At 70.0% G+C, this 15083-nt stretch carries 17 protein-coding genes; 12 read left to right on the forward strand and 5 right to left on the reverse strand.

The window, feature by feature from the left end:
• The first annotated feature begins 52 nt into the window (after positions 1-52).
• Both QFZ74_RS16660 and QFZ74_RS16665 read left to right on the forward strand, forming a co-directional pair.
• The gene (locus QFZ74_RS16660; RefSeq protein WP_307621597.1) at positions 53-1336 is read left to right on the forward strand and encodes an adenylosuccinate synthase; all 1284 of its coding nucleotides are present in this window, start codon (positions 53-55) and stop codon (positions 1334-1336) included.
• 179 nt (positions 1337-1515) lie between these two features.
• A complete protein-coding gene (locus QFZ74_RS16665; protein ID WP_307621598.1) occupies positions 1516-1815 on the forward strand; it encodes a DUF3303 family protein in 300 nt (99 codons plus the stop codon).
• Between the two features lie 4 nt (positions 1816-1819).
• On the opposite strand, the gene QFZ74_RS16670 is transcribed toward QFZ74_RS16665, so the two are convergent.
• From QFZ74_RS16670 to QFZ74_RS16680, 3 genes are all read right to left on the reverse strand, one after another.
• On the reverse strand, positions 1820-2470 hold the full coding sequence (locus QFZ74_RS16670) for a hypothetical protein (RefSeq protein ID WP_307621599.1): 651 nt from the start codon (positions 2468-2470) through the stop codon (positions 1820-1822).
• 139 nt (positions 2471-2609) lie between these two features.
• Positions 2610-3302 (reverse strand): GntR family transcriptional regulator, encoded by a 693-nt coding sequence (locus QFZ74_RS16675; RefSeq protein ID WP_307621600.1) that lies wholly within the window; start codon positions 3300-3302, stop codon positions 2610-2612.
• 222 nt (positions 3303-3524) lie between these two features.
• Positions 3525-4880, reverse strand: coding sequence for an aspartate aminotransferase family protein (locus QFZ74_RS16680; RefSeq protein ID WP_307621601.1), 1356 nt, complete (start codon positions 4878-4880; stop codon positions 3525-3527).
• Between the two features lie 155 nt (positions 4881-5035).
• On the opposite strand from QFZ74_RS16680, the gene QFZ74_RS16685 reads away from it, so the two are divergent.
• Entirely contained in the window at positions 5036-5785 is a 750-nt protein-coding gene (locus QFZ74_RS16685) for a hypothetical protein (RefSeq protein ID WP_307621602.1), read from the forward strand.
• 179 nt (positions 5786-5964) lie between these two features.
• Here the strand turns inward: QFZ74_RS16685 and QFZ74_RS16690 are convergent, their stop codons facing one another.
• On the reverse strand, positions 5965-6720 hold the full coding sequence (locus QFZ74_RS16690) for an SLATT domain-containing protein (protein ID WP_307621603.1): 756 nt from the start codon (positions 6718-6720) through the stop codon (positions 5965-5967).
• 286 nt (positions 6721-7006) lie between these two features.
• On the opposite strand from QFZ74_RS16690, the gene QFZ74_RS16695 reads away from it, so the two are divergent.
• The 7 genes from QFZ74_RS16695 to QFZ74_RS16725 all read left to right on the forward strand — a co-directional run bounded on the left by QFZ74_RS16695 (position 7007) and on the right by QFZ74_RS16725 (position 11735).
• The gene (locus QFZ74_RS16695; RefSeq protein ID WP_307621605.1) at positions 7007-7342 is read left to right on the forward strand and encodes a YbaB/EbfC family nucleoid-associated protein; all 336 of its coding nucleotides are present in this window, start codon (positions 7007-7009) and stop codon (positions 7340-7342) included.
• Positions 7343-7435: 93 nt separating this feature from the next.
• Positions 7436-8035 carry a recombination mediator RecR gene (gene recR, locus QFZ74_RS16700; RefSeq protein ID WP_307621606.1) on the forward strand — a complete coding sequence of 200 codons (600 nt, stop codon included), beginning with the start codon at positions 7436-7438 and terminating at the stop codon, positions 8033-8035.
• The gene (locus QFZ74_RS16705) at positions 8028-8687 is read left to right on the forward strand and encodes a DUF5063 domain-containing protein (protein ID WP_307621607.1); all 660 of its coding nucleotides are present in this window, start codon (positions 8028-8030) and stop codon (positions 8685-8687) included. Before recR ends, QFZ74_RS16705 begins: the two co-directional genes overlap by 8 nt.
• 96 nt (positions 8688-8783) lie before the next feature.
• Complete coding sequence (locus QFZ74_RS16710) at positions 8784-9593, forward strand: helix-turn-helix transcriptional regulator (protein ID WP_307621608.1); 810 nt, start codon at positions 8784-8786, stop codon at positions 9591-9593.
• Positions 9590-9832 (forward strand): DUF397 domain-containing protein, encoded by a 243-nt coding sequence (locus tag QFZ74_RS16715; RefSeq protein WP_307621610.1) that lies wholly within the window; start codon positions 9590-9592, stop codon positions 9830-9832. Before QFZ74_RS16710 ends, QFZ74_RS16715 begins: the two co-directional genes overlap by 4 nt.
• Positions 9833-10107: 275 nt before the next feature.
• Complete coding sequence (locus QFZ74_RS16720; protein ID WP_307621611.1) at positions 10108-11106, forward strand: hypothetical protein; 999 nt, start codon at positions 10108-10110, stop codon at positions 11104-11106.
• Positions 11107-11156: 50 nt separating this feature from the next.
• Entirely contained in the window at positions 11157-11735 is a 579-nt protein-coding gene (locus QFZ74_RS16725; protein WP_307621612.1) for a Uma2 family endonuclease, read from the forward strand.
• A gap of 5 nt (positions 11736-11740) precedes the next feature.
• Here the strand turns inward: QFZ74_RS16725 and QFZ74_RS16730 are convergent, their stop codons facing one another.
• Positions 11741-12448, reverse strand: coding sequence for a TSUP family transporter (locus QFZ74_RS16730; RefSeq protein ID WP_373462485.1), 708 nt, complete (start codon positions 12446-12448; stop codon positions 11741-11743).
• A 220-nt stretch (positions 12449-12668) separates the two neighbouring features.
• On the opposite strand from QFZ74_RS16730, the gene QFZ74_RS16735 reads away from it, so the two are divergent.
• Together QFZ74_RS16735 and QFZ74_RS16740 are read left to right on the forward strand one after the other, a co-directional pair.
• Positions 12669-13961, forward strand: a complete 1293-nt coding sequence (locus QFZ74_RS16735; protein WP_307621614.1) for an aspartate kinase — start codon at positions 12669-12671, stop codon at positions 13959-13961.
• Positions 13961-15028 (forward strand): aspartate-semialdehyde dehydrogenase, encoded by a 1068-nt coding sequence (locus tag QFZ74_RS16740; RefSeq protein WP_307621615.1) that lies wholly within the window; start codon positions 13961-13963, stop codon positions 15026-15028. The genes QFZ74_RS16735 and QFZ74_RS16740 overlap by 1 nt, the downstream gene beginning before the upstream one ends.
• Positions 15029-15083 lie beyond the last annotated feature (55 nt).

Raw genomic sequence — 15083 nt, forward strand, 5'->3', positions numbered from 1 at the left:
GTCCGTACGTCCCTGACCTTGGACATGCCCCACCCGGAAGGGGTGTACGCGCGTGCCCGCACTTGTGCTGCTCGGTGCTCAGTGGGGTGACGAAGGCAAGGGAAAGGCGACGGACCTGCTCGGTGGTTCCGTCGACTATGTAGTGCGCTATCAGGGTGGCAACAACGCCGGCCACACGGTGGTCGTCGGTGACCAGAAGTACGCACTGCACCTGCTCCCTTCCGGAATCCTGTCACCTGGATGTACGCCGGTCATCGGCAACGGTGTCGTCGTCGACCCGTCGGTCCTGCTCTCCGAGCTGAGCGGTCTGAACGAGCGTGGCGTCGACACCTCGAAACTCCTCATCAGCGGTAACGCGCACGTCATCACGCCGTACAACGTCACCGTCGACAAGGTGACGGAACGCTTCCTCGGAAAGCGCAAGATCGGCACCACCGGCCGCGGCATCGGCCCGACGTACGCGGACAAGATCAACCGCGTCGGCATCCGCGTGCAGGACCTCTACGACGAGTCGATCCTCCACCAGAAGGTGGAGGCCGCCCTCGACGTCAAGAACCAGGTCCTCACCAAGCTCTACAACCGGCGCGCCATCGCCGCCGACCAGGTGGTCGAGGAGCTGCTGGGCTACGCCGAGCAGATCAAGCCGTACGTCGCCGACACGGTGCTGCTCCTCAACCAGGCCCTGGAGGACGACAAGGTCGTGCTCTTCGAGGGCGGCCAGGGCACGCTGCTGGACATCGACCACGGCACGTACCCCTTCGTCACTTCCTCCAACCCGACCGCCGGTGGCGCCTGCACCGGCGCCGGCGTCGGCCCGACGAAGATCAGCCGGGTCATCGGCATCCTGAAGGCGTACACCACCCGCGTCGGCGCCGGTCCGTTCCCGACGGAGCTGTTCGACGAGGACGGCGAGGCGCTGCGCCGGATCGGCGGCGAGCGCGGTGTGACCACCGGCCGTGACCGCCGCTGCGGCTGGTTCGACGCGGTCATCGCCCGCTACGCCACCCGCGTCAACGGTCTGACCGACTTCTTCCTCACCAAGCTGGACGTGCTCACCGGCTGGGAGGAGATCCCGGTCTGCGTCGCGTACGAGATCGACGGCAAGCGCGTCGAGGAGCTCCCGTACTCCCAGACCGACTTCCACCACGCGAAGCCGATCTACGAGACGCTGCCCGGCTGGTCGGAGGACATCACGAAGGCCAAGACCTTCGCCGACCTGCCGAAGAACGCCCAGAACTACGTCAAGGCGCTGGAGGAGATGTCCGGCGCCCCGATCTCCGCGATCGGCGTGGGCCCGGGCCGGGACGAGACCATCGAGATCAACTCGTTCCTGTAGGCACGGGCCTGTAGGCACGGATCGACCGTCGCGTCACCGCCCCCGTCCGGCAGCTGCCGGACGGGGGCGGTTCGCGTTCCGGGCGTTCTGGGCCCGGATGTCCCTCGATACGGGCGCGCGAAACCGCATAATGCGCACGAACCGGAATGATCCGGACTCGAGTGAGCGGGAGATGCGGCATGCGCGTGATGTTCAAGGCGACGCTGGACACGGAGAAGGCCAACGAAGTCGTCCGCGAGGACCAGATGGCGGAGTTGATGAAGGAGATCGTCGACCGCATCAAGCCCGAGGCGGCCTACTTCGGGCCCCTCGGAGGCCGGCGGACGGTGCTGATGGTCGTGGAGATGCGGGACAGCTCGGAGCTGCCCCCCTTGGTCGAACCGTTCTTCACCCAGCTGAACGCCGAGATCGAGGTCGTCCCGGTGATGAACGCGGACGACCTGCAGAAGGGGCTCTCCCGCATCTCCCGCCTGCCCTGACCGGTCAGCTGAACACGATCATCGAGCCCTGGGCCAGGCTCCGTGTCGCCGCGGCGTGCAGGCCCAGCCAGACGTGCCGCTCGCGGGCGAACGGGCTCGCGTCGTACGGCGCCGGGACCGCGGGCTCCTCCAACTCCGTGGGCGCCTGCGGCGGTTCGGGAGCGGTGGGCGGGTTGGCCGGGTCGATGCCGATCGACGGGGCCACCAGCTCCAGCTCCCGCAGCAGGGTGTGCGAGGAGCCCAAGGGGCCGCCGCCGGAGAGGAGTTCGTCGCTGGAGAGCGGGTGCGGGAAGTCCACCGGGACGTACGCGCCCGCGTGGTCGTAGTGCCAGACCAGGTGCGACTGCTGAGCCGTCGACTCGAACATCTCCAGCAACTGCTCGTAGTCGCCGCCCAGTTCGTCCACCGGGGTCACCGGCAGGCCGCACACCTGGAGCAGATAGGCCCGACGCAGGAAGTGCAGCGCGTCGTAGTCGAAGCCCGCCACCGGGGCGACCTCGCCGGACAGGCCCGGCATGTACTGGTACACCGGCACCGGAGGCAGTCCCGCCTCGGCGAGCACCGCGTTGTACTGCGCGAGTTCCTCGGCGAACGGGTTCTCGGGGGTGTGGCACAACACGTCGACGAGTGGTACCAGCCAGAGGTCACAGGCCAAAGAGAGCTCCTCGTATCGGCACGCGGGCGCGCACGGCACGGTGTCACGGTGTGAAGGAAGCGTAGTCGCTACGGCGTCGCGCGGGCCCCCTCGTGCGGGTCACCGTACCCGCACAACCGCGCACACCTCGGGCGGCCGCTCACGGACCGGCGAGGGACTCCATCAGGCAGAGGGCGTGCTCGTTGGCCGCGGTGACGATCGCGTGGGCGGCGGCGACGTCGCGGCGGGAGAGGGCGTCGACCAACTCGGTGTGCCCCGCCCACAGCCGTCCGCGCAGGTCCGGCAGGCGCCGCAGATGATGCACCGCGCACACCCAGGACCGCAGCCGCAGCCGGTGCAGGAAGTCGGCGAGGTAGGGATTGCCGAACAGACAGCTCAACTCGCGCCAGAAGCGCAGGTCGTAGCCGATCAGAACGGTGAGGTCGCCGGCCGCCGCCGCGCGCTGCGCCTCCTCGCCGCGCCGCCGGACCGTGGCGAGGAGCGCGACGGTGCGGGGGTTGTCGGCCTCGCGGAAGGCCTCGTGCGCGGCGGCGAGGGCCTGGAACATGCCGTCGGTGACCAGGCGGCGGGCCTCGATCATGGCGCGGTAGTCGGCGAGCGTGTACTCCGGGACCCGGAAGCCGCGGTGCTGGTCGGCCTCCAGGATGCCCTGCGCGGACAGGTCGACCAGGGCCTCGCGGACCGGGGTCGCCGAGACGCCGTACTGGTCCGCGATCTCCTTCACGGTGAACGCGCACCCCGGCTGGAGCCGCCCGGCCAGCACCTCGTCGCGAAGCGCGTCCGCGATCTGCTGGCGGAGGGTACTGCGGGTCACGGCGCCGTTGCCCGGCATGGTCGTCGGCCCCTCCTCACGCGCGCGGATGGCGTACTCGCGTAGATGTCGTAGATGTCTCCGAGCACGCCACCTTACGCGGTCGCGATTCGCGGCGTTCATCCCGCTCGCCGGGTACGGCGCCCCCGGGCCGTCGGGGGCGCCCGGCCACGTGGCGATCAGTCAGGGGAGCCCGGACGGGGCCGAGTTGCTCACTCGCCCCCTCCGGGTGCCCCGGTCTTCCTACTCCGTGTACTCGTCCGCCACGGTCAGCGCAGCGTCCAGGGCCGCGAAGCCCTCTTCCAGCTCGGCCTCGGTGACGTTGAGCGGGGGCACCACATGGGTCCGGTTCATGTTCACGAACGGCCACAGGCCCCGCTGCCTGGCGGCCGCCGCGAAAGCGGCCATCGGGGCGTTCGCCTCGCCGGCCGCGTTGTACGGCACCAGGGGCTCGCGGGTCTCCCGGTTCCGCACCAGCTCCAGCGCCCAGAACATGCCCACGCCGCGCACCTCGCCGACGCTCGGGTGCCGCTCGGCCAGCGCGCGCAGCCCCGGCTCCACGACGGACTCGCCCAGCTTGGCCGCGTTCTCGACGATGCCCTCCTCCGCCATCACGTTGATCGTGGCGACGGCGGCGGCGCAGGCCAGCGGGTGCCCGGAGTACGTCAGTCCGCCGGGGTACGGGCGCCGGGCGAAGGTCTCCGCGATCGCGCCCGAGATGGCGACACCGCCGAGCGGCACGTAGCCCGAGTTCACGCCCTTGGCGAAGGTCATCAGGTCGGGCACGACCCCGGCCAGGTCGGCCGCGAACCACTCACCGGTCCGGCCGAACCCGGCCATGACCTCGTCCAGGACGAAGACGATCCCGTACTTGTCGCAGATCTCGCGCACACCGGCCAGATAGCCGGGCGGCGGAAGCATGATCCCGGCGGTGCCCGGGATGGACTCCAGGATGATCGCGGCGATGGTGCCGGGCCCCTCGAAGGCGATCGTCGTCTCCAGGTGCTCCAGCGCCCGCGCGCACTCCTGCTCCTCGGTCTCGGCGTAGAAGCGCGAGCGGTAGAGGAACGGCGCCCAGAAGTGCACGGCACCGGCCGTGCCGCTGTCGGAGGCCCAGCGGCGCGGGTCGCCGGTGAGGTTCACCGCCTGCTGGGTGCCGCCGTGGTACGAGCGGTACGCCGAGAGCACCTTGGGGCGCCCGGTGTGCAGCCGCGCCATGCGCACGGCGTGCTCGACGGCGTCCGCGCCGCCGTTGGTGAAGAAGATCTTGTCGAGGTCGCCGGGCGTCCGCTCGGCGATCAGCCGGGCCGCCTCCGAGCGCGCCTCGACGGCGAACGCGGGCGCGAAGGTCGTCATCGACGCGGCCTGCTCCTGGATCGCCGCGACGACCTTCGGGTGCTGATAGCCGATGTTGGTGAAGACGAGCCCGCTGGTGAAGTCCAGGTAGCGCTTTCCGTCGTAGTCCCAGAAGTACGACCCTTCGGCGCCCGCGACGGCGAGCGGGTCGATGAGCTCCTGCGCGGACCAGGAGTGGAACACGTGGGCACGGTCCGCGGCCTTCACCGCGGCGCCGGCTTCGGGATGGGGCTGTGGAGTCATGCGGCCGAGCGTAGATGTACCCGCCACCGACGCGACATCGGCGTCTTGTTCGCTGGACAGCCGTTTCGCGCGACAGGTTGTCGATGAACCACCGGCCGGTGCACGCCCGCACTATCCTCACCCCGTTGCACACCTGAGGGGGAGGCGGCGCAGCCATGGAGAAGCGGAAGGGCCCGGACGAGGGGGCGGCGGAGACGCACACGTCCACCCCGCCCGAGGCCTACGGGTGGCCCTCGCAGCACGCACAGCAGCATCCTTCGCCGCACGAGCCGCCTGCGGTGCCCGCGGTGCACGACCACGGCTGGGGCGCGCCGCCGGAGACGTTCGGGACGGGGGCCGGGGATCCGGGGCGCGGGGACGTGCGGTCCACCGTGCTGCTCGTCGTCGTGGCGCTGATCGTCGCGCTCGGGGCGGGCGGGAGCGTGTTCGCGCTGCTGAACGGCGGCGGGGACGAGCCGGGGCCCGGTGACGCCAAGGCACCGGCCACATCCGCGCACACCGCGCCGGGGTCCTCCGCGGCACCCACGAAGAGCGCCGGGGCTGCGGCCGACGGCGCGATCCCCGAGGAGTTCCTCGGGACCTGGAAGGGCGCGATCGACAACGCGAGCGGCCACAGCACTCGTCGGCTCACCCTCCGGCAGGGCGCCGTCGGCGACACGGTCCTCTCGCTCGTCGCGGACGGCCCGGCCGGCGACTCCACCTACCACTGCGTCTTCGAGGCCGCGCTCACCGGGGACCCGCACGCCGGACGCCTGGAGATCGGCCCGTCCCGCGTCACCACCGGCGAACCGGCGTCCTCCTGCACACCCGGCGCCGCCTCCGAGATCACACTCCTCCCGGACGGCCGCCTGCGCCGCGTCAACAAGGACTCGGACGAGGCGCTGACGTACACGAAGGGCGACTGACGCTCCGCGTCGTCGCTGTGCCAGGGCCGGCCACTGCTCCCGTGGGGTCTGCCGCTGCTTCGGCCGCCGCTTCGCCGCGAGAAGCCGTGTCCGCACGCTCGGGCCGGGCAGCGGCGGCCGTACGCGCGAAGGGGCCGCCCTGCCGCCCTGCCGCCCTGCCGCGCTCCGTCCGCCGGAGGCTACCGCGGCTCCGGGGGGCGCTGGCGCGGCATGTTCGGGCGGGCGTTCGCCGTGCCGCCCGGGGGCATCGGGAACCGCCCGAAGGGGCTCGCGGTGTCCGGCCGGGGGCCGGACGCCACCCCGCTCTGGATGCCGAGGGGAGCCGAGCCGGTGCGGAACTCCACCATCCAGTCCGCCGTCTCGGTGCGCACCAGCTCCGTCACGTCCTCCGAGAAGCGCCGCAGCAACCCCAGGCACCGGTCCGCGGCCTCGCTCGCCGTGCCCTCCGCCGGGCCGAGGATCTCCCGGACGCTCTCCGACGCCCAGTCGAACTGGAGCACCTGGAGCCGGCGCTGCACCGCCTGCGCGGTCGCGACGTCCCTTATCCATCCCGAGGTCAGGCCGAAGAACCGGTCGACGGCCAGGCAGGCCACCGCGAGCAGCAGCGCGAGATATCCCCAGGGCGCGCTGCCGCCGATCGCCCCGGTCAGGTCCAGCAGGGGCAGCGCGGCCCCGGACACCGCCCCGGCCGCCGTGCCCACCCGCAGCGCACGTGCCCCGCGCCGCTTCCACAGCCGGTCCGTGAGATACCAGGACGCCGTCTCGAGCGCCCCCCGCTCCACCCACCGGTACAGCTCGTCGAGCCGCTCGGCCGGCTCGCCCCAGTCCCCGAGCGGGAACGCCCGCCCCGTCAGGTCCCCCGGCCGCAGCCCGGCCGTATCCTCGCCCCGCCCGTCCTGCGCCGGACCCTCGGGCTGCATCTCCGGCTGACCCACCCGGCACTCCCTACTGATCACCACTACTGATCACCAACGATCACATTGCGTGACATTGGATGCTGATGCGCGGCCCCCTTACTACCGCCCAACGGGTGGCGATGACGGAGCTTTTGCTGCTGTTCCGCCCGTAAGAGGGGCTTGATCAGGTATAGGACCGGTGATGTTCTCACTCGAAAGAGTGGCAGGGCGGTGGCCGCGTGGACCACGTAGGCTCATGCACAGCAGAAGCGAACACCGACCGAGCGCAACCCAGAGCGACGAAGAACGGGACCAGGAGCTGATCATGATTCCCGGTGGCGGCCAGCCCAACATGCAGCAGCTGCTCCAGCAGGCGCAGAAGATGCAGCAGGATCTCGCGCAGGCCCGTGAGGAACTGGCGAACACGGACGTCGACGGCGAGGCGGGCGGCGGCCTGGTGAAGGCCACCGTGTCCGGCGTCGGCGACCTCAAGGCGCTGAAGATCGACCCGAAGATCGTGGACCCCGAGGACACCGACACCCTCACCGACCTGATCATCGCGGCCGTCCACACGGCCAACGAGAACGCGCAGACCCTCCAGGAGCAGAAGCTGGGCCCGCTGGCCCAGGGCCTGGGCGGCGGCTCGGGCCTGCCGTTCTGATGTTCGCCCCCCGCGGGGCACCCGTGACGCCTTCCTAGGACAGGCGGCGGCCGACTACGGTACGTACCGAAAGACACAAGGAAAGGCACTCCGTTGTACGAAGGCGTGGTCCAGGACCTCATCGACGAGCTGGGGCGACTGCCCGGCGTCGGTCCCAAGAGCGCGCAGCGGATCGCCTTCCATGTCCTTCAGGCCGAGCCGGCCGACGTACGCCGCCTGGCCCAGGCCCTTCTCGAGGTGAAGGCGAAGGTCCGCTTCTGCGCCACCTGCGGCAACGTGGCACAGGAGGAGCTGTGCGGGGTGTGCCGGGACGCCCGCCGCGACCCCTCGGTCATCTGCGTGGTCGAGGAGCCCAAGGACGTCGTCGCGATCGAGCGCACCCGCGAGTTCCGGGGCCGCTACCACGTGCTCGGCGGGGCGATCAGCCCCATCGAGGGCGTCGGCCCCGACGACCTGCGCATACGGGAGCTGCTGGCCCGGCTGGCCGACGGCACGGTCACCGAGCTCATCCTGGCCACGGACCCCAATCTCGAAGGCGAGGCGACGGCGACGTACCTCGCCCGCATGATCAAGCCCATGGGTATGAAGGTCACCCGCCTGGCCAGTGGCCTGCCGGTGGGTGGCGACCTGGAATACGCGGACGAGGTCACCCTCGGCCGGGCCTTCGAGGGGAGACGACTCCTAGATGTCTGACGCCACGCTGCACGCCACGACGCAGAACCCGGACGACTTCGCGGTCCAGATCGCCGACCAGATCGAGAGCTTCCTGGTGGCCGTCACGGAAGTGGCCAGAGGGGACGAGCCCGGCTCGACGGTGCCCTTCCTCCTGCTGGAGGTCTCCCAGCTCCTGCTGGCCGGCGGCCGCCTGGGCGCGCACGAGGACATCGTCCCCGACGAGCGCTACGAGCCCGACCTGGGCCCGGAGGCGGACGTCGACGAACTCCGCGAGAACCTGGCCCGCCTGCTGGACCCGGTGGACATCTACTCGGAGGTCTTCGACCCGTACGAGCCCCGCAAGGCGCCCGTGCCGGCCCGTATCTCCGACGACCTCGCGGACGTCATCACCGACCTGCGCCACGGCATGGCCCACTACCGCGCGGGCCGCATCACCGAGGCCCTGTGGTGGTGGCAGTTCTCCTACTTCTCCAACTGGGGCTCCACCGCCTCCGCGACCCTGCGCGCCCTGCACTCCATCCTCGCCCACGTCCGCCTCGACCAGCCCCTGGAGGAACTGGACGGCCTGGACACCGACCAGGACGTGGGCGACGAGGCCCTGGAGGTCGAGGCCGGCCGCGTCATGGCGGAGGAGATCGCGGGCCCGCTGGGGATGCGCCCGGCGAAGTAACCCGTTTCGGTCACATCGAGCCCCTCATCTGTCTACGCTCAGTAGCGGACGAGGGGCTTCGTTGTGTGCGGTGCGGTGCGGTCGGAGGTGGCTGCCATGTCGGTCGACTACAACAACCAGCGCCCAGTGGCGTGGCGTTACGGCGGCGACCAGCTCAAACGCTGGCGCACGAGGGCGGACGTCAGCCGGGAGAAGCTCGCGTCCGAGGCCAACTACTCCCCGGAGACGATCGCGTCGATGGAGCGCGGGGTGCGCAGGCCGACCTCGCGCGTGCTCGACGTGGCGGACGAACTGTGCGGGGCGCAGGGGATGTTGAGTGCGGCGAAGGAGTACTTGAACCGGGAGCGGTTCCCGGCGCGGGCGCAGGACTTCATGGAGCGGGAGAAGGAGGCGATCTGCCTCTGGTCGTACGAAGTCACGTACATTCCGGGGTTGTTGCAGACGCCGGGGTACGCGCGAGCCCTCATCGACAATCACGTTCCGCCTCTGGACGATGAAACGGTGGAGGAGCGGATCACGGCTCGGATGGAGCGGCAGGCTCTCCTCACGGACCGCAAGCCGCCGGTGGGGCTGAGCTTCGTTCTCTATGAGGCGGTGTTGCGCAGCCCTCAGGTGGATGACGAACAACTGCACCGCCTGCTGGAAGCGTCCCGCCCGAGAAACGTCGTCGTGCAAGTACTGCCGTTCGAACGGGCCATTCCTGCCGCGCTCATGGGGCCCATGGTGTTGCTGGAGACCCGCGACCATGAGCGAATCGCCTTCACGGAAGGCGCGTTCCACGGCGAGCTTTCGGCCGATCCAGGTGTTGTCAGCCGTGTGACGGAGCAGCTAAGCATGATCCGTACCCAGGCGCTCAGCCCCGCTGAGTCGGCCGGTTTCATCGAGCGGATGGTGGATCAGTCGTGAGTGACCAGCGGAAGTGGTTCAAGTCGAGCTACAGCGACGACGAAGGCGGCAACTGCGTCGAGGTCGCCCTGTCGTGGTTCAAGTCGAGCTATAGCAACTCCGAAGGCGGCAACTGCGTCGAGGTCGCCCTCTCCGCCGCCGTCCACGTCCGCGACTCCAAGGCCCCCGCGGGCCCCGAACTCCACATCCCCGCCCCCGCCTGGTCGGCGTTCATCGCCGCAGTTCAGCCCGAGGCTTGAGCCTCGGGCTTCGAGCTCTTCCATGGGTTTCCGGGCTGGGTGAAAACCAACCCAACCAACCAAGCTTGTAGGTGAGTTGAAGCCGCCTACCTCGAAAGTGTGACTTTCTGTGATCGGCTTGCGCTGGAGAGTAAAGCCGCTCTAGGTTCGCGGCAATAGATCGGCCCCGGTCGGTGCGCCAACACCGGCTCCGGGGCCTAGACCTACGGATCGAATGAGAGTCGATCGTGGCTTGCACTCACCCTAGCCCCGCCCTGCCGTCCCCGCAGCACCCCATGGCCAAATCGGGCTACGGCAAACGCTCCGCCGGTGACGAAAACCCGCACGGCGACCCGGACTTCGCACATCTGAGCCCCCGTGACCGCGAGATCGCCGTCTTCGTCGACCACCTCGACGACGGTCACGCGATGGGCTACAAGGCGATCGCCGCCGTACATCCCCGTTACGGCCAGCAGGCCGTGCGCACGTCGCTGAAGCGCGTCACCGCGGCCGGCCACCTGCGGCACATCCGCGAGCACCTCACCGTCGAGGACAACTCGATGCGCTGGGTCACGCGGACGTACTGGTCACGTACGCCCAGGTCGCCGGAGTGGTGGGCGGAGTTCGTGCGCGAGCGCAAGGGCCTGGACGTCACCGACCAGTACGAGTCGGGGCTGGCGCGGGCCGAGGAGGCGGCCGCCGAAGCCGCTCCGGCCGAATCCGCCCCGGCCGCACCCGACCAGCAGCCCTCCGAGGAGCCCTCGGACGAGCCCGGCGCCGCCTACCGCACCCTCGCCGACCTGCGTGACGCCGACCCACGCATGTCCCTGTCCGCGGCGGACTGCCGTTCCCTCGAATCCCTCGCCGCGCAGTGGCTGGCCCTCGGCGCGACGCCGCAGGAGATCACCAAGGCCCTGACCGACGGGCTTCCGCCCGCGGTCACCAACCCGGGCGGACTCGCCCGCAAGCGACTGGAGGACAAGATGCCCCCGACGAAGGCGAAGATCCGGCAGAAGGCCGGCCGCCGTGCCCGTGTCAGCCGCGTGATCATGGCCTGCGTCACCTGCGACGCGGACGAGCGGACGGCGGAGATCATCGAGGGGATCTGCCGCGAGTGCCATGCCGAGATCGAGGCGGAGGAGGCGGAGGAGGCATGCGGTCCGCCGCCCGGGTACGTCCCCGAGACGTTCCTGCGCGACCCGGCCGACGACACCGGCGTGGTCGACGTGACCCACTGGGCGGCCGAGGTGCGCAGGGTGGCCGGGATGCGACCCAGGGCCGGGAGGGTCGTATGAGCGTGCAGGAGGCGCCGGTCGGGGCACCATGGAGTCGAGGAGGCGACGCCATGACCCCCAGGACCGAGAACCAGCCGCAGATGTCCGTCGAGGACTTCGAGGAACTGGAACGCCATGCCCCGGAGACCGTGTGGCTGGAGTTCATCAACGGGAAGGTCGTGGTCAAGCCCATGCCGGACGGCAATCACAGTGAGATCGTCGCCTGGCTTCAGAAATACTGCATGCAGCACCGCCCCGATGTGTGGCTGCATGCAGAACGGGGCCTCAAAACGGAGCGCTACCGGAAGGGGCGCGCACGCGCGGATGGCGTTCTTGTGCCCTGGGGGGCTCTCAAGGGGCACGGTGAGTGGTCAGACACCGACAAAGCTCTGATGGCCGTAGAGGTCACCTCTTGGGATACCGACGCAGCTCAGCGTGATCGCGTTGACAAGCCCGATGGGTATGCGGCTGCCGGCATTCCCGTCTACGTCCTCGTCGACCGAGTTGACTGCACTGTCACCGTCTTCAGCCATCCCGAGGGTGGTCGGTATCGCCAACAGGTGAACAAGCCGTTCGGTGCCGCCTTGGAGATTCCGGACCCCGTCAACATCACCCTCGACACCGAACCCCTCAAGGAGTTCGTCGACTGACCGCCTCACAGCCCCCAAAGCCCCTTGCCCAGCGTGGTCACCCCGCCCGTCAGCGCGAGCGCCAGCACCAGCAGGCGCGCGCGTTTCTCGGAGACGCGGCCGGCGACGGCCCGGCCGATCGCCGCGCCCGTCACCAGGGCGGCGGCCACCGCCGTCCAGTGGCCGGCGGTGAGATGGGGCAGGCCGTTCGCCGTGATCGACAGGATGTTGACGACCACGCTGTAGAACTGGGCGTTGGGCACGAACTCCCGTACCGTCCAGCCCGCGTTGACCGCGTACAGGGACACCGGCGGGCCGCCCACGCCCGCCGCCGCGTTCATGAAGCCGCCGAGCGCCCCGGCGGTCACCGCGCCGCCGCGGCCACGCAGCGCCGGGACCTGGGCGCCGTACATGACCAGCAGCACGCTCACCGTCACCAGCGCGCCCATCACCGACAGCAGCAGGGGCTCGGGGAGCCGGCGCGTCATCCAGGAGCCGGCCGGGACCGTGCACGCCGCCGCCGCGCACAGCGGCACCATCGCGCCGGGCCGCACCTGCCGCCAGCCGCTCGCCAGTCCCACCGCGCTGATCGCCCCGCCCGCGCAGTTGGCGAGCACGACCCCGTCGGCCGGGCCGAGCACGAGGATCAGCGCCGGCACGGCGACCAGGGCGAAGCCCATCCCGGTGAGCCACTGCACGCTCGCGCCGAGGAGCACCGCCCCGGCCAGGAACATCTCCGTCATGGCATCCCTCGTGGCACCGGCAGAATGATTGAAAATTAATGCACAGCCATCACTCGCGTGACAGTGGGCAGGGAGTACGACGACGGCAGCGGACGGACATCTCACCATGCGGTACCGCAGAGGTGAGATTCCGCCGCTCGATAGACTGAGCCGACCCGTAGTACACCGTCGTATGTGCGGGTGACGAACACGGACTGAGCGAGGAGCGCACGTGGGCCTTGTCGTGCAGAAGTACGGAGGCTCCTCCGTAGCCGATGCCGAGGGCATCAAGCGCGTCGCCAAGCGGATCGTGGAAGCGAAGAAGAACGGCAACCAGGTGGTTGTCGTCGTTTCCGCGATGGGCGACACGACGGACGAGTTGATCGATCTCGCCGCGCAGGTATCCCCGATGCCTGCCGGGCGTGAGTTCGACATGCTGCTGACCGCCGGGGAGCGGATCTCCATGGCCCTGCTGGCCATGGCGATCAAAAACCTGGGCCACGAGGCCCAGTCGTTCACCGGCAGCCAGGCGGGTGTCATCACGGACTCGGTCCACAACAAAGCCCGGATCATCGACGTCACGCCGGGCCGGATCCGTACCGCGCTGGACGAGGGCAACATCGCCATCGTCGCCGGTTTCCAGGGTGTCAGCCAGGACAAGAAGGACATCACCACGCTCGGCCGCGGCGGGTCCGACACCACGGCCGTGGCGCTCGCCGCCGCGCTCGACGCCGAGGTCTGCGAGATCTACACCGACGTCGACGGCGTGTTCACCGCCGACCCGCGGGTGGTGAAGAAGGCGAAGAAGATCGACTGGATCTCCTTCGAGGACATGCTGGAGCTCGCGGCCTCCGGCTCCAAGGTGCTGCTCCACCGCTGTGTGGAGTACGCCCGCCGCTACAACATCCCGATCCACGTCCGCTCCTCCTTCAGCGGGCTCAGGGGCACGTGGGTCAGCAACGAGCCAGTCGTTCACACGACACAGCAGCAAGGGGAACAGAAGGTGGAGCAGGCCATCATCTCCGGTGTCGCGCACGACACCTCCGAGGCCAAGATCACGGTCGTCGGCGTGCCGGACAAGCCGGGCGAGGCCGCCGCGATCTTCCGTACCATCGCCGACGCCGAGATCAACCTCGACATGGTCGTGCAGAACGTGTCCGCCGCCTCCACCGGCCTGACGGACATCTCCTTCACCCTCCCGAAGACGGAGGGCCGCAAGGCCATCGACGCCCTGGAGAAGAACAAGGGCGGCATCGGCTTCGAGTCGCTGCGCTACGACGACCAGATCGGCAAGATCTCCCTCGTCGGCGCCGGCATGAAGACCAACCCGGGCGTCACCGCCGCGTTCTTCGAGGCGCTGTCCGACGCGGGCGTGAACATCGAGCTGATCTCCACCTCGGAGATCCGCATCTCGGTCGTCACGCGCGCCGACGACGTGAAGGAGGCCGTCTGCGCCGTGCACACGGCCTTCGGTCTCGACTCCGACACCGACGAGGCCGTCGTCTACGGAGGCACCGGCCGCTGATGGACCGGACCGTGCCGACCGGCCGTCCGACGCTGGCAGTCGTGGGGGCGACCGGCGCCGTCGGCACGGTCATGCTCCAGATCCTGTCCCAGCGCGCGGACGTCTGGGGCGAGATCCGCCTGATCGCCTCCCCGCGCTCGGCCGGCCGCAAGCTGGCCGTGCGCGGCGAGGAGGTCGAGGTCGTGGCCCTGTCCGAGGAGGTCTTCGACGGGGTCGACGTCGCCATGTTCGACGTCCCCGACGAGGTCTCCGCGCACTGGGCGCCGCTGGCCGCCGCCAAGGGCGTCGTCGTGGTCGACAACTCCGGCGCCTTCCGGATGGACCCCGAGGTGCCCCTGGTGGTGCCCGAGGTCAACCCGCACACCGCCCGGGTGCGGCCGCGCGGGATCATCGCCAACCCCAACTGCACGACCCTGTCGATGATCGTCGCCCTGGGCGCGCTGCACGCCGAGTTCGGGCTGCGCGAGCTGGTGGTGTCGTCGTACCAGGCGGTGAGCGGGGCGGGCCGGGCCGGCGTCGAGACGCTGCGGGACCAGCTGTCCCTGGTCGCCGGTACGGAGCTGGGCAGCACCCCCGGTGACGTACGCCGTGTCGTGGGCGAGCGGACGGGGCCGTTCCCGGAGCCGGTCGCGCTGAACGTCGTACCGTGGGCCGGGTCGCTGCGAGAGGACGGCTGGTCGTCGGAGGAGATGAAGGTGCGGGACGAGTCCCGCAAGATCCTCGGACTGCCCGCTCTTCCGGTCGCCGTGACCTGCGTGCGCGTCCCGGTGGTCACCACGCACTCCCTGACCGTCCACGCCCGCTTCCAGGGCGAGGTCACCGTCGACGGCGCCCGCGAGATCCTCGCCACCGCACCGGGTGTCGTCCTGTTCGACGATCCGGCCGCAGGCGAGTTCCCGACCCCCGCCGACGTCGTGGGCACCGACCCCACCTGGGTCGGCCGGGTACGGCGGGCGCTCGACGATCCCACCGCGCTCGAACTCTTCGTCTGCGGCGACAATCTCCGCAAGGGAGCCGCGCTCAACACCGCGCAGATCGCCGAGCTGGTGGCGGCGGAGTTGTCGTAGCTTCCCGGCCGCACGAAAAAAGGCGCGGCCGACCACCGATTCGTTTGTAGGATCT

Source organism: Streptomyces sp. V3I7, from assembly GCF_030817495.1.
Lineage (GTDB): Bacteria > Actinomycetota > Actinomycetes > Streptomycetales > Streptomycetaceae > Streptomyces.

What these genes read in the sequence shown, in the direction of transcription:
- QFZ74_RS16740 (WP_307621615.1), top strand. Translation starts at nt 13,961, where the DNA reads ATGGACCGGACCGTGCCGACCGGCCGTCCGACGCTGGCAGTCGTGGGG.
- QFZ74_RS16725 (WP_307621612.1), top strand. Translation starts at nt 11,157, where the DNA reads ATGACCCCCAGGACCGAGAACCAGCCGCAGATGTCCGTCGAGGACTTC.
- QFZ74_RS16685 (WP_307621602.1), top strand. Translation starts at nt 5,036, where the DNA reads ATGGAGAAGCGGAAGGGCCCGGACGAGGGGGCGGCGGAGACGCACACG.
- QFZ74_RS16720 (WP_307621611.1), top strand. Translation starts at nt 10,108, where the DNA reads ATGGCCAAATCGGGCTACGGCAAACGCTCCGCCGGTGACGAAAACCCG.
- QFZ74_RS16730 (WP_373462485.1), bottom strand. Translation starts at nt 12,448, where the DNA reads ATGTTCCTGGCCGGGGCGGTGCTCCTCGGCGCGAGCGTGCAGTGGCTC.
- QFZ74_RS16675 (WP_307621600.1), bottom strand. Translation starts at nt 3,302, where the DNA reads ATGCCGGGCAACGGCGCCGTGACCCGCAGTACCCTCCGCCAGCAGATC.
- QFZ74_RS16705 (WP_307621607.1), top strand. Translation starts at nt 8,028, where the DNA reads ATGTCTGACGCCACGCTGCACGCCACGACGCAGAACCCGGACGACTTC.
- QFZ74_RS16695 (WP_307621605.1), top strand. Translation starts at nt 7,007, where the DNA reads ATGATTCCCGGTGGCGGCCAGCCCAACATGCAGCAGCTGCTCCAGCAG.
- QFZ74_RS16710 (WP_307621608.1), top strand. Translation starts at nt 8,784, where the DNA reads ATGTCGGTCGACTACAACAACCAGCGCCCAGTGGCGTGGCGTTACGGC.
- QFZ74_RS16680 (WP_307621601.1), bottom strand. Translation starts at nt 4,880, where the DNA reads ATGACTCCACAGCCCCATCCCGAAGCCGGCGCCGCGGTGAAGGCCGCG.
- QFZ74_RS16665 (WP_307621598.1), top strand. Translation starts at nt 1,516, where the DNA reads ATGCGCGTGATGTTCAAGGCGACGCTGGACACGGAGAAGGCCAACGAA.